This window comes from Mesorhizobium sp. M1328, from assembly GCF_040318075.1.
GTDB lineage: Bacteria > Pseudomonadota > Alphaproteobacteria > Rhizobiales > Rhizobiaceae > Mesorhizobium.
In genome coordinates, this window is sequence record NZ_JAMYLO010000004.1 from 226,175 (window position 1) to 238,662 (window position 12,488).

11 protein-coding genes are annotated in these 12,488 nt (G+C 64.9%); 6 read left to right on the top strand and 5 right to left on the bottom strand.

What is annotated here, in order from left to right; genetic code table 11:
• The first annotated feature begins 193 nt into the window (after positions 1 to 193).
• Positions 194 to 634, top strand: a complete 441-nt coding sequence (locus NKH23_RS12470; RefSeq protein ID WP_023677323.1) for a lipid-binding SYLF domain-containing protein — start codon at positions 194 to 196, stop codon at positions 632 to 634.
• Between the two features lie 18 nt (positions 635 to 652).
• On the opposite strand, the gene NKH23_RS12475 is transcribed toward NKH23_RS12470, so the two are convergent.
• Positions 653 to 1,285: a TetR/AcrR family transcriptional regulator gene (locus NKH23_RS12475; RefSeq protein ID WP_352915585.1), complete on the bottom strand. Its 633-nt coding sequence runs from the start codon at positions 1,283 to 1,285 to the stop codon at positions 653 to 655.
• 700 nt (positions 1,286 to 1,985) lie between these two features.
• Between NKH23_RS12475 and NKH23_RS12480 the strand changes: the two genes are divergently transcribed.
• The 3 genes from NKH23_RS12480 to NKH23_RS12490 are packed head-to-tail and all read left to right on the top strand — an operon-like array spanning position 1,986 to position 5,769.
• Complete coding sequence (locus NKH23_RS12480; RefSeq protein ID WP_352915588.1) at positions 1,986 to 2,471, top strand: (2Fe-2S)-binding protein; 486 nt, start codon at positions 1,986 to 1,988, stop codon at positions 2,469 to 2,471.
• A complete protein-coding gene (locus NKH23_RS12485; RefSeq protein WP_352915590.1) occupies positions 2,468 to 3,451 on the top strand; it encodes an FAD binding domain-containing protein in 984 nt (327 codons plus the stop codon). Before NKH23_RS12480 ends, NKH23_RS12485 begins: the two co-directional genes overlap by 4 nt.
• Positions 3,448 to 5,769: a xanthine dehydrogenase family protein molybdopterin-binding subunit gene (locus NKH23_RS12490; protein ID WP_352915593.1), complete on the top strand. Its 2,322-nt coding sequence runs from the start codon at positions 3,448 to 3,450 to the stop codon at positions 5,767 to 5,769. The genes NKH23_RS12485 and NKH23_RS12490 overlap by 4 nt, the downstream gene beginning before the upstream one ends.
• Positions 5,770 to 5,975: 206 nt before the next feature.
• Here NKH23_RS12490 and NKH23_RS12495 read toward each other — a convergent pair whose 3' ends face one another.
• Positions 5,976 to 6,986, bottom strand: a complete 1,011-nt coding sequence (locus tag NKH23_RS12495; protein WP_352977353.1) for a zinc-dependent alcohol dehydrogenase family protein — start codon at positions 6,984 to 6,986, stop codon at positions 5,976 to 5,978.
• Between the two features lie 106 nt (positions 6,987 to 7,092).
• Between NKH23_RS12495 and NKH23_RS12500 the strand changes: the two genes are divergently transcribed.
• Positions 7,093 to 8,022, top strand: a complete 930-nt coding sequence (locus NKH23_RS12500) for a LysR family transcriptional regulator (protein ID WP_352915597.1) — start codon at positions 7,093 to 7,095, stop codon at positions 8,020 to 8,022.
• A 246-nt stretch (positions 8,023 to 8,268) separates the two neighbouring features.
• Here the strand turns inward: NKH23_RS12500 and NKH23_RS12505 are convergent, their stop codons facing one another.
• Together NKH23_RS12505 and NKH23_RS12510 are read right to left on the bottom strand one after the other, a co-directional pair.
• Entirely contained in the window at positions 8,269 to 9,051 is a 783-nt protein-coding gene (locus NKH23_RS12505) for a slipin family protein (RefSeq protein ID WP_352721120.1), read from the bottom strand.
• Positions 9,048 to 10,439: an NfeD family protein gene (locus tag NKH23_RS12510; RefSeq protein WP_352915599.1), complete on the bottom strand. Its 1,392-nt coding sequence runs from the start codon at positions 10,437 to 10,439 to the stop codon at positions 9,048 to 9,050. The genes NKH23_RS12505 and NKH23_RS12510 overlap by 4 nt, the downstream gene beginning before the upstream one ends.
• Positions 10,440 to 10,841: 402 nt before the next feature.
• Here NKH23_RS12510 and NKH23_RS12515 point away from each other — a divergent pair, with 402 nt between their 5' ends.
• The gene (locus tag NKH23_RS12515; protein WP_292664853.1) at positions 10,842 to 11,561 is read left to right on the top strand and encodes a cytochrome P450 family protein; all 720 of its coding nucleotides are present in this window, start codon (positions 10,842 to 10,844) and stop codon (positions 11,559 to 11,561) included.
• 150 nt (positions 11,562 to 11,711) lie between these two features.
• Here the strand turns inward: NKH23_RS12515 and NKH23_RS12520 are convergent, their stop codons facing one another.
• Positions 11,712 to 12,476, bottom strand: a complete 765-nt coding sequence (locus NKH23_RS12520; RefSeq protein ID WP_352915602.1) for a pseudouridine synthase — start codon at positions 12,474 to 12,476, stop codon at positions 11,712 to 11,714.
• Positions 12,477 to 12,488 lie beyond the last annotated feature (12 nt).

The window sequence follows — 12,488 nt, forward strand, 5'->3', positions numbered from 1 at the left end:
CCACCATTCGGCCACTGTTCTTACAGCCAGGACTATGCTCGCCATCCGCCTCGTTTCGTAGCGGTCTTCTCGCAGCCGGATTCAGGCCGGGTGCTTGGAACCAATGACGGGCGAGACTGTTCAGCTATGACTTTGATACGACGCCGACGTGCCCGGCCGGCTGGGCATGCTGCGATCTTGAGGAGTTCTCATCATGAAGATTTCGTCCAGATTTCGTTCAGTCGCGGTTGCGGTCATCGCTGCGGCGGCAGTTAGCTTTGCCAGCGTCGCGCATGCCGACAGCGGTACGATCCGCTTCGCCATCTACAAGGCGGCCTTTTTCATCGGCGGCTCCGGAGGCGAGGGCACACTGACCTTCCATGGTCGCCGATATCCCATCTCGGTCGGCGGCATCTCGGGCGGCCTCGCCTTCGGCGCCTCCAAGACCTATTTCAAAGGTACCGTGCGCCACATACGCCGCGCCCGGGATGTGACGGGGGTGTACGGTGCAGCGGGCGGTGGCGGCGCGCTCGGCAAAGGGGCCCAGGTGATCGTCATGACCAATGACAAGGGTGCCCAACTCGAACTCACGGGCAGGCAGGTAGGCCTGCAAGTCAATGCCGATCTCAGCGGTATGAGCATCTCGCTGAAATAAGGACAGTCACTGCATTCGTCATTCCTTGGATGGGCCGGATTTGGCCGCTCCAAACCGCAGCCCATCCATCAGCAGCGACACCAATCGGCGCGAGCGGTGGCGCCAGTCCTTGGTGTCGGGGGCCGAATAGATGCCGCCCAGCGCATGCAGCACGTCGGAGGCATCGACGTCGCCGCGGATCGAGCCGTGGGCGACCGCGGCATCGATCAGCCGCCGCAAAGCGAGCGTGACCCTGCCCGAAACGTCGGAGAACAGGGTTGAGTTGGTCGTGAGCAGGATGCGCAGGCTTGTCGACAGCCCGCGCTTGGTGGCGATGTAGTCGACGAAGCGCTGCATCCATTGTTCGAGCGCCATGTCGGGCGGATGATCGCGAGCGAGCTCGTCGGCCGCCTGGCACAGTCCTTCCACTTCGCGCCGGTAGACCACCTCGACCAGGTGCTCGCGGGTTGGAAAATGCCGGTAGAGCGTGCCGATGCCGACGCCGGCCTGGCGCGCAATCTCCTCCAGCGAGGCATCGACGCCATGCGCGGCAAAGGCTTTTGCCGCGACCTCGACCAGCGCGTCACGGTTGCGCTGCGCATCGGCGCGCAGCGGTTTTGCAACGGCGGCTTCGGTTTTGTCTCCAGGTATGACGGGCGGCTCCGCGGCCAATTTTTTCTCCAGTGTTGATCCGAAGCATAACCGAATAGGCAGGTCCCGTTTCAAGAACGGAGACGCTTCCACCTTCGTTACGTCTCCGACAAATATAATCGCAAGTAAATATAATCACAGGATCGAGTCTGGGCCGGCGTTCCGGCAGGCGAGGCATCTTGCCCGCCTCCGGTGCACGGCCGGTGGATGACGACGGAGGATATTTCCTCGCGGCCGGCACTCCTCATCTGTTCGGCCGATGCCGTGGGGCAAAAATGAGCCCACGTTGAGCACGATCCCCTCAGGATCATTGGACTGTCCTGCCCCTACAGACAGTCCAGAGAGCACCACCGGCTTGGGCCGGTGGTGCTTTTTTGTCTCCAGGCATGACGGCTGGCTGCCCTGCCAATTTCTCCAATTTCTCCAATTTCGATCCGGGGCTTGAACAGGGCGGAGCAGGCCCTTAGGTAATAAGCGGAGGCGCCTCCGATTTGTGGAGCGCCTTTATCATGTAATCACGGGATCGGGTATGTCACGTCTTTCGACCTCGCAAGCCGCGGCCCTCCCGGAGGTCGCACCAAGTCAAGCGGACCTGCCCTGCCGGGCATCTCCCCCGCAAGGGGGAGATTAGCCTTTACCTAGCCATAAGCTGACCTTGCCGCTCGCCGGCCGAGCGCCAGATCAACCCCTCCCGCGTCAAGCAACTGGAGCCAGACGCCCCATGACAAGCAAAACCCGAACTCCAATCCAACTTCAAATCAACGGAGATCGACGTGAGCTGGAGATCGAGCCGCGCGTTACGCTGCTCGACGCCTTGCGCGACCATCTCGGCCTGACCGGCACCAAGAAGGGCTGCGACCAGGGCCAGTGCGGCGCCTGCACCGTGCATATCGACGGCCAGCGCGTGCTGGCCTGCCTGACGCTCGCCACTCAGGCTGAAGGCAGGGACATCACCACCATCGAAGGGCTTGCCGGGGAGGATGGCACGCTGCATGCGGTGCAGGCCGCCTTCCTCGAACAGGACGCCTTCCAGTGCGGCTATTGCACGCCGGGCCAGATCATGTCGGCAGTCGCCTGCATCCGCGAGGGCCATGCCGGCTCCGATGAGGAGATCCGCGAATACATGGCCGGCAATCTCTGCCGCTGCGGCGCCTATCCGCATATCGTTGCCGCCGTGCGCCAGGCGGCCGTGGAGGCCACATCATGAGGGATTTTTCCTATCTCCGCGCCGGCTCCGTCAACGCAGCCCGTGAGGCAGCAGCACTGCCGGGCGCCATGCTTTTGGCCGGCGGCACGACGCTTGTCGATCTCGCGAAATGCGGCGTTGCCGAACCCGAGACCGTGGTCGACATCACCCATCTCAAGGGACTGGACACGATTGCCGTCGATGACCGGGGCGCGACGATCGGCGCGCTGGCCAGGATGAGCAGCGTCGCCGATCATGCCGATATCAAGAGCAGGTTCCCCGCCGTCTCGGAAGCATTGTGGCAGGCGGCGTCGGCGCAGCTGCGCAACATGGCGACGATCGGCGGCAATCTGATGCAGCGTACGCGCTGCCCCTATTTCCGCGATCCGGCGAATTTCCCCGCCTGTAACAAGCGCTCGCCCGGCAGCGGCTGCTCGGCGATCGGCGGCGTCACCCGCGGCCATGCCGTGCTCGGCACCAGCGAGGCCTGCATCGCCACCTATCCCGGCGACCTGGCCGTTGCACTCGTCGCCTTTGACGCGATCGTCCATCTCGGCGACCGCCAGGTCGCCGTCGATGATTTTTTCCTGCTGCCTGGCAGTACGCCCGAACGGGAACATGCGATCGAGCCCGGCGAGATGATCACCGCGATCAGCATTCCCGCTTCGGCCGCCGCCCGCCGCTCGACTTATCTCAAGGTCCGCGACCGCCAGTCCTATGAATTCGCCGCGGCAAGTGCCGCGGTCGGCATCGAATTCGAGGCCGACGGTAGGACGATCCGCGATCTGCGCGTCGCACTTGGCGGCGTCGCCACCAAGCCATGGCGCGCCCACGCCGCCGAAGAGGCGCTGAAAGGCAAAGTGCTCGAGCCGGAGGTCGTCAGGCAAGCCAGCCTGCTCGCCGTCGAGGGCGCCGTCGACCATGGCGCCAACCACTACAAGATCGAACTGGCGCCGCGCGTCGTCGCCCGCGCCATCCTAAAAATGGGAGAAACGGCATGACCGTTCACGAGTTGAGAACAAGACCCGGCGATGCCAAACGCGGCGACGCTTCGGACGGTGCCGTCCTCGCGGATCAGGTCGGCGGCCGGCTGTCGCGCGTCGACGGCCCGGCCAAGATCACCGGTGCTGCCAAATACGCCGTCGAGCATCAGCTCGAGGGGTTGACCCACGCGGTACTGGTCGAGAGCACCATTGCCGCCGGCCGGGTGCGTTCCATCGACACGACGGCGGCCGAGGCGTCACCCGGCGTGCTGCTGGTGCTGACGCCCGACAATATGCTGCCGCTGAGAACCGCGACGGACTGGCTGGGCACGCCGCCGCCGGCCGTTACCTATTGCCCGCTGGCGCGCGACATCACCTTCAGCGGCCAGCATGTCGCGGCGGTGGTGGCCGAGAGTTTCGAGCAGGCGGTCGCGGCCGCAGCACTGGTCAAGATCGCCTATGACGAGGCGCCGGCGATCGTCGACCTCAGCGATCCAAAGGCCGGCGACGGTATCCCGGTCGACGCGATGACCAAGGAATGGGGCGAGGCAGAGACAGCGTTCGCCTCGGCTCCGGTCAGGATCTGCAACGCCTACAACACGCCGCGCGAATACCAGGCGCCGATGGAGCCGCATGGCCTGATCGCAAAGTGGCAGGGCGACCAGCTGACGGTCTGGGAGCCGAGCCAATGGCTCGATGGCATGGCGCGAACCTATGCCGAATGGTTCGGCGTGCCGTTCGAGAATGTGCGCCTTGTCTCGCCCTATATTGGCGGCGGCTTCGGCTCCAAGGCGTTCGCCTATGGCTACGGCGCGGTGGCGGCGGCGGCCGCGAAAATGCTGGGACGGCCGGTGAAGCTGGCGGTCACAAGGCCGCAGACCTTCACCGCCTATGGCGGACGGGCGGCGACGCGCCAGACGGTGGCGCTCGGCGCCAACGCAGAGGGTCAGATCCAGTCGATCGTGCATCGTGGCGTCAACGAGACCTCGGTCGACGGCATGTGGGTCGAGCCGCTCGGCTCGGTCACCTCGGTCATGTACGCGACGCCGAATTTCTCGTCGCGGCAGAACGTCGTGCGGGTCAACACGGTGGTGCCGGGGGCATTGCGCGCGCCGGGCGAGAACCCGAGCGCTTTCGGCATCGAAAGCGCCATCGACGAGCTCGCCTATGAGGTCGGCATCGATCCGCTGGAAATCCGGCTCGGGAACTATGCCGAGCAGGATCCGCATGCGAAGAAGCCGTGGTCGACACGGCAGCTGCGCGAGGCCTTCGCGGCCGGCGCCGAAGCCTTTGGCTGGTCGAAGCGCAGCCCCCGGCCGCGCTCGATGCGCGACGGTAACCAGCTGATCGGCTGGGGTGTCGCGGCCGGCACCTATCCGGTGCGTCGCGCCTATGGCGAGGCGGTCGTGCGGATTCTCGCCGACGGCTCGGTCGAGGTCGAAAGCTCGTCGATCGACATGGGACAGGGTACCTATACTATCCTGGCGCAGACCGCCGCCGAGGTGGTGGGCGTGCCGGCGGAAAACGTCGTCGTCAAGCTCGGCGATTCTCGCTATGCCCGCGCCGGCGTCACCGGCGGTTCGCGGCTGGCCGGGGTGATGACGGGTGCCGTGCACAAGGCGGCGAGTGCCGCGCTCGACCAACTGATCGGGCTCGCCATCAGCGATCCGGCTTCGCCGTTCCACGAACTGCAGGCCAACACGCTCGTCGTCGCCAATGGCCGCATCGCCTCGCCGCGCGGCAACGGGCCTGAAGTTTCGATCGCCGAACTGCTCAGGAGCGTCGGGCGCGAGCATATCGAGGCGAAGGGCGACACCATGCCGGCCAATTCGACGGTCGAGGACCGCTACAAGAACTACACCACCATAGCCATGGCGCTGCCGCACACCGAGGGCGACTATTCCCGCCACAGCTGGTGCGCGCATTTCATCGAAGTGCGCGTCGACGAGGATTTTGGCACGGTTCGTGTGTCGCGCGTGGTGTCGGCGCTGGATTCGGGCCGGCTCTACAACCCCAAGCTCGCCGAAAGCCAGTGGAAGGGCGGCATCATCATGGGCATCGGCCAGGCGCTGCTAGAGGAAGGCGTCGTCGACCGCCGGCATGGGCGCATCGTCAACAACAACCTCGCCGACTATCTCATCGCCACCAATGCCGACATTCCAGACATCGAGGTTATCTCGGTCGGTATTCCCGATCCGCATTCCTCGGTACTCGGCGGCAAGGGGGTCGGCGAACTGGGCATCGTCGGCGTGGCGCCGGCGATCGCCAACGCGGTATTCCACGCCACGGGGAAAAGGGTGCGGGACCTGCCGATCACGCTGGAGAAGCTGATTTAGGCGGAGGCGGTGAGGCTGCCGATCTCCTCTCAAGACCTGGGTTCCTCGCCCACCGCGATGCGGGGGAGAGGTGGCCGCGAAGCGGCCGGAGAGGGGGCCTTCGTAGGGCGCAGTCCCCTCTCCGTCTCGGCTTCGCCGAGCCACCTCTCCCCACTTTCGTGGGGCGAGGAACCCAAGCTGGAATAAAGCCGCGCTCCTTTTCAGGCTCACCACGACAGGCTGAACGCGAGCTTGCCGAAATGCCGGCCGCCTGCCGCCATGTGGGCGTAGGCCTCGGTCGCCTGGTGCTGGCTGTAGACCGTGTCGATGACCGGATCGATATGGGCGGAGCCGATGGCGCGCGCCGCGTCGCGCAGGTCGGATACCGAACCGGTGTTGTTGCCCACTACCTTGAGCGCCTTGATGATGATCGGCAGCAGGTTCGTGGTGGCCTCGGCGCCGGTGACGAAGCCGATGGTAAACACCGTGCCGCCCGGCGCCGTGGCATTGATGGAGCGGGCAAATGTGGCCGCGCCGCCGGTTTCGACGATCAGGTCGGCGCCGAGGCCGCCGGTCAATTCGAGCACCTTGGCGTCCCAGTCCGGTGTCTCACGATAATTGATGAGATGATCCGCACCCAAGGCCTTGGCGCGGGCCAGCTTTTCGTCCGACGACGAGGTGATGATGACCGTGGCGCCGGCAGCCTTGGCCAGCTGCAGGGTCAAGATCGAGACACCACCAGTGCCGAGCAGGACGACGACCGACCCCGGCCCGGCATCGGCGGCGCGAAGCGCATTCCACGCGGTGGTGCCGGCGATCGGCAGCGTCGCTGCCGCTTCGAAGGACAAATGCGCCGGCATCGGCACGACGGCATTGGCCGGCAGCGCCACATATTCGGCGAGCGAGCCGGGCAGTGTCAGCCCGCGCATCTCTCTGGTCTCATAAGGCCGCGGACGGCCGCCGACCCAGCGCGGTTTTGCATGGGCGATGACGCGGTCGTTGACGGCGAGCCTCGACACGCCCTCGCCGATGCCGACGATCTCGCCGGCGCCGTCGACGACGGGAATGAGCGGAAAGCTCGGACCTGGATAGTTGCCGCTCGCTATCGCGACGTCGACAAAGTTGAGGCTTGCGGCGCGCAGCCGGATCAGCACTTCGCCGCGCTGCGGTTCAGGTGTGGCAACGGTGGCCGCGCGAAACGCGTCCAGTCTCGGGGCAGTCAGTTCGATCGCTTTCATGTCTCACTCCGGTTGATGGGCCGATTGACGGGCCGGGATTGAGTGAAACTAGCTGCTGCGCTATTGGTATATAATTCTCGCTTTCTACATTTGAGCTCTGCGCCTGATGCAGCAATCGTACGAACCGGCAGCATTGGCCGAAATGGCCGCCTTCGCGGCAATCGCCGAAGCACGCTCCTTCACCAAGGCGGCGGCTCGCATCGGCCGCGACGCCACGATCCTGTCGCGGCGCCTTACCTCGCTGGAAGAGCGGTTGGGCGTGCGCCTGCTGCATCGGACGACGCGAAGCGTGTCGCTGACCGAGGCGGGTTCGGAGTTCCTCGCCCGGGTCCGCGCCATCCTGGCCGCGGTCGACGAGGCCGAGGCTGTCGCGTCGGCGCATGCCGGCGGCGGGCCGCGCGGCGTGCTGCGGCTGGCGCTGCCCGGCTCGTTCGGGCGCATGTGGATCGGCCCGCTGCTGCCACAGTTTCTCGCCGCATTCCCCGACGTCCGTATCGAGGCCGAGTTCTCCAACCGTTTCGTCGATCTCGTCGCCGAGAATTTCGATGTCGCCGTCCGTCTCGGCGCGCTGCAGGATTCGCGGCTGGTGGCGCGCAAGGTCGCGACACGGCGGCGGCTGCTGTGCGCCGCGCCGTCCTACCTCGCCCGCCGGGGCACGCCGACTGCGCCGGAGGCGCTGCTGGAACACAGCTGCCTCGGCTTCTCGGGCTTCCAGACCTTTCCGGCCTGGGAGATGACCGACAGCACGGGCCGCCGCGTCAGTATCGAGGTTTCCGGCCCGCTGGTCACCGACGACGCCGAGGTGCTGGTCGAAGCCGCCGTGCAAGGCGTCGGGCTGATGATGAGCACAGATTGGCTGGTCGGACGCGAGCTCGCAGACGGCCGGCTGGTGCCAGTGCTGGAAGACTGGACGCTCGCCGACGAGGGCGCCGTCTATGTCGTCATGCCTTCGGCCAAGGGGCAAGCCGCCAAGACACGCGCCTTCGCCGACTGGATCGGCAAACGCTTTGCGCCGGTCCCGCCGTGGCGGAGGTGAGGGTGCTGATCTCCCGCCTTGAGGGGAGATGTCGCCGAAGGCGACAGAGGGAGTCGCGGCTTTCATTCCAGCTTGGGTTCCTCGCGCCCACGATAGTGGAGGAGAGGTGGCTCGGCGAAGCCGAGACGGAGAGGGGGGACGCCCTGCCGTCAATGAATTCAAAGGGAGGAGTGCGGTAGGCCCCCTCTCCGACCGCTTCGCGGCCACCTCTCCCCCGCTCTGCGGGGGCGAGGAACCCAAGCCTTGTTAGGTCGCGCCGCCTGCGCCTCCGCCTCCACCACCCCGCTTGATGAAATGACCGAGCAGATCCATCGGCAGCGGGAACACGACCGTCGACGAGCGTTCGCCGGCGATGTCATGCAGGGCCTCGAAATAGCGCAGCTGCATGGCTTGCGGCTCCTCGGCCAGCATCTTGCCGGCCTCGACGAGTTTTGCCGCCGCCTGCTGTTCGCCGTCGGCGTTGATCACCTTGGCGCGCCGCAGCCGTTCAGCCTCTGCCTGCTTGGCGATGGCACGGATCATGTTCTCGTTGAGGTCGACATGCTTGATCTCGACATTGGAGACCTTGATGCCCCAGGCATCGGTGCGCTGGTCGAGAATCTCCTGGACATCGCTGTTGAGCTTGTCTCGCTCGGCCAGCATTTCATCGAGCTCATGCTTGCCGAGCACCGAGCGCAGCGTGGTCTGTGCCAGCTGGTTGGTGGCGGTCATGAAGTCTTCGACCTGGATCACCGCCCGCTCGGCGTCGACGATACGAAAATACAGCACCGCGTTGACCTTGACCGAGACGTTGTCGCGCGAGATCACGTCCTGCGGCGGGACGTCCTGGACCACCACTCGCAGGTCGACCTTCACCATCTGCTGCACGAAGGGGATGAGGATGATAAGGCCGGGGCCCTTGACCCCGGTGAAGCGGCCGAGCGTGAAGACCACGCCGCGCTGATATTCCCGCAGGATGCGAATGGCCGCGGATAGGAACATGACCACGACGAGCGCTGCTGCCAGATAGGCCACATAACCGATGATCATCGCCTTGCTCCATCGCTTCTCACATTGCGGCGCCGTATCGTCAGCACAAGACCCCTGACATCAGCCACCTCGACGCTGTCGCCCACCGCAAGCGGTTCGTCGGCTTTTGCCCGCCAGCGCTCGCCCCGGGCGAGCACGTGGCCCTCGCTGCCCTGCCAGTCGAGGACCTCCGCCGGCAGCCCCTGCATGGCCTGTGCGCCAACACGCGGAACGTTCTTGCGGGCCGCCCACAGATAGCTGCCGGTCAACAGCGCCAGGCCGAGCGTCAGGACGGCGGCGGTGCCGATAACGGCCCATGACATCTCGAAGCCGGGCCCCTCGATCTTGAGCAGCATGGCAGCGCCCAGCAGAAACGCAGCCACGCCTCCCAGCCCAAGGACCACTGTCGGGTTCAAGGCTTCGACGACCAGGAAGATGATGCCAAGCAGCATCAAGGCAAGGCCGGCATAGCTGATCGGCAGGAGATTGAGCGCATAGAGCCCGAGCAGAAGGCAAATCGTGCCGATCACGCCGGGCGCGACCGCGCCCGGGCTCGTGAATTCGAAGACGAGGCCATAGACGCCGACCAGCATCAGGATGACGGCGATGTTCGGGTCCGTGATGACGGCGAGAAGCCGGATGAGCCAGCCTGGCTCAAGCGTTTCAACCGGCAGCCCTTTCGTCGCCAATGCCTCTTTTTTGCCGGCGATCTCGACGGTCCGGCCGTCGGCCAGTTGAAGCAGTTCGGTGGTGTCGCGGGCGACGAAGTCGATGACATGCTCCTGCAGCGCCGCGCCGGCCGATAGGCTGGCCGCCTCGCGCACGGCCTTTTCACCCCATTCGGCATTGCGCCCGCGCAATTCAGCCAGGCTGCGGATCAGGGCAACGGCATCGTTCGTCGCCTTGGCGATCATCGCGTCGCCCGCCGGTGCGTTCTTCTTGTCCTTGTCCGCCTCCGGGCCATCGTTCTTGCCGCCGGGAAACGATGGCAGCGGCCCGCCCATCTCGATCGGCGTTGCCGCGCCCAGATTGGTGCCGGGCGCCATCGCCGCTAGATGGGTGGCGTAGAGGATGTAGGTTCCGGCGCTCGCCGCGTGCCCGCCGGCGGGCGCGACATAGCCGATGACGGGAACCGGCGAGGCGAGGATGCCGGCGATCATTTCGCGCATGCTGGTGACCAGCCCGCCGGGCGTGTCCATCTGCAGGATGAGAGCCTGGGCGTTTCGGTCCGCGGCCACCGCCAGCGCTTCCTCAAGCTGCCTGGCACTCGCCGGACCGATGGCGCCGTCTATCTCGACGCGCAACACAATTTTCTCCCGGCCGTTCGCCTCTCCGGTTGCGGAAGAGGGACAAACGGCCGCAACAGCCACGAAGGCCGCGGCAAGCAGGACCGCACGCGCGAGTTTCACGCTCAAAGCTCCACATCTAGGAATATGGGCTGGATTTTGCCGAAATCCATGAGAACGCTCATCAAACCGGCCCGGGCACGGAGCGATGCTTCGCTCTGTGCATAACTTCGTTGGCTGGAAGCGGGCGGTTTGCAATCTCAGGCACGGCGTCAGCCGGCTTCGCTCCGGCATACGCCCACGCCGTCGGCATCATCTTCCATCATGCGAAGCGATCGGTCGACGTGACCGGGGATGCATGGCGGTGAATGCCATGAACGCCGCTCCGAACAAGCCCGTTACTCGGGCTGACATCCGATGATATCTTCAATAATCTCGGCCGGTTGATCGACAATATCGACTATCCCTTGCATTATTTGGACAACGCTGTCGCGCTACTGAAGGTAGTCAAGTAAAGGAACGGCCATGAAATGTTTGGTGTTGTCGATTTTTGCAATCCTATTTTCCACATGGGCGCACGCCCATGTTCCGCCAACAGGCCGCGCTTATGCGAAGGATTTGTTCGCCAAGTTCGATGAACTTTTGCAGCAGCGCCGGATTGAAGGCAAATTGCCAAATCTTGAAGATCCAACGGACCGGGATCTACTGCACAAGATTTGGGACGGCGAGGCTTTGATAGGTTCGCCGCCATACGATGAGAGCGACCTGGAAGCACTGTCTTTCGTAATGGACAGAAGTGGGTCGCTACTCGCGCTCTATGGCCAGGCTAACCCGCTGCCTTTGCAGGATGAAGCCACGCAGTCGTTTGCACTTGTGTTTCGGGCTGCTGCCGCTTCCCAGCTAGCTTTCAATGATTTCCTGGCGCACCAACCCAACGCTGCCGAAATGTTGCGAGCCAACGGTGCCAAAGCTCGAGGAGGCATAGAGAAAATGTTTCGTGGCGCCTCAATTTTTCTGGCTGACCCGGCGCTGAAGCAGGGGAACAAGATAGTTCTTATTGAATCGCTAAGAGCAGATGGTCCCTATCTCGCGCAGAGCATCTCTCCAGACCATCGCCAGGCCCTGATCGATTTGTTTGTCCCGTCGGTTGGCCAGCTTCCCATGCCTGCCCAAGAATCGCTCAAGATCTTTATGCAGAAAATCAAAGCGGCCGGCTGCGATCTGTTGTGTGCTGACGGAATGTAATACCGATGGAGATTGGTATCGTTCGAACCGGTGTGGGCGATCTGTTCGGGAACATCCGCCAGGAGTCGAAGGCGACCCCTGTCCGCCCCGCGCTGCTTGCTTGCGTCACTTGGGCTTCGACTGGCTGACTATCGAGTCGCCGCCAGCAGCTCAGGCCTGAAGCAGCGCCAGCTCTTCGGCAGTCAGATGGCGTGTCTTGCCCTTGGCAAGGTCGCCGAGCTGCAATGGGCCGATCGCGATCCGGACCAGGCGCAGCACCTCGATATCGTGGGCGGCGAGCAGCCGGCGAATATGGCGGTTGCGGCCCTCGTCGAGCACGATTTCCAGCCAGGCGGTGCTGGTGCCGCCGCGCAGCAGCTCGATGGACCGGGCCGTCAGCAATTCGCCGTCGACTGTCGCGCCGGCGCGCAACCGCGCCAGCATGGCCTCGTCGGGCAGCGCGCCGATCTGCACGTGATAGGTCTTGGCGACATGCGAGGCGGGATCGAGCAGGCGCTGCGCAAAGCGCGTGTCGTTGGTCATCAACAGCAGGCCTTCGCTGGCCTTGTCGAGGCGGCCGACCGGCGAGACGAAGGGCAGGTCGAGGCCTGCCAGGCAATCATAGACGGTGCCGCGGTCCTGCGGGTCGTCGCGAGTGGTGACCAGGCCACGCGGCTTGTTGAGCATCAGATAGACCTTGCGCTCGGCGGCGACGCGGCGGCCGTCGACCTCGATGCGGTCGCGGCCTGGATCGACGCGCATCGAGCCGTTGCGCACGATCTTGCCGGCGACCCGCACGCGCCCCTCGGCAACCAGAAGCTCGGCCTGCTTGCGCGAGCACAGGCCAAGCTTCGACAGCGCGCGGCAGAGGCTGACGCCGGGAGACTGGGTCCCGGGGGCAGGGCGTTGCCGGGCAATGTTCGGTCGCGGCGACATGGCGTTGCCTGT

What these genes read in the sequence shown, in the direction of transcription:
- NKH23_RS12470 (WP_023677323.1), top strand. Translation starts at nt 194, where the DNA reads ATGAAGATTTCGTCCAGATTTCGTTCAGTCGCGGTTGCGGTCATCGCT.
- NKH23_RS12515 (WP_292664853.1), top strand. Translation starts at nt 10,842, where the DNA reads ATGAAATGTTTGGTGTTGTCGATTTTTGCAATCCTATTTTCCACATGG.
- NKH23_RS12505 (WP_352721120.1), bottom strand. Translation starts at nt 9,051, where the DNA reads ATGATCATCGGTTATGTGGCCTATCTGGCAGCAGCGCTCGTCGTGGTC.
- NKH23_RS12495 (WP_352977353.1), bottom strand. Translation starts at nt 6,986, where the DNA reads ATGAAAGCGATCGAACTGACTGCCCCGAGACTGGACGCGTTTCGCGCG.
- NKH23_RS12480 (WP_352915588.1), top strand. Translation starts at nt 1,986, where the DNA reads ATGACAAGCAAAACCCGAACTCCAATCCAACTTCAAATCAACGGAGAT.
- NKH23_RS12490 (WP_352915593.1), top strand. Translation starts at nt 3,448, where the DNA reads ATGACCGTTCACGAGTTGAGAACAAGACCCGGCGATGCCAAACGCGGC.
- NKH23_RS12520 (WP_352915602.1), bottom strand. Translation starts at nt 12,476, where the DNA reads ATGTCGCCGCGACCGAACATTGCCCGGCAACGCCCTGCCCCCGGGACC.
- NKH23_RS12485 (WP_352915590.1), top strand. Translation starts at nt 2,468, where the DNA reads ATGAGGGATTTTTCCTATCTCCGCGCCGGCTCCGTCAACGCAGCCCGT.
- NKH23_RS12500 (WP_352915597.1), top strand. Translation starts at nt 7,093, where the DNA reads ATGCAGCAATCGTACGAACCGGCAGCATTGGCCGAAATGGCCGCCTTC.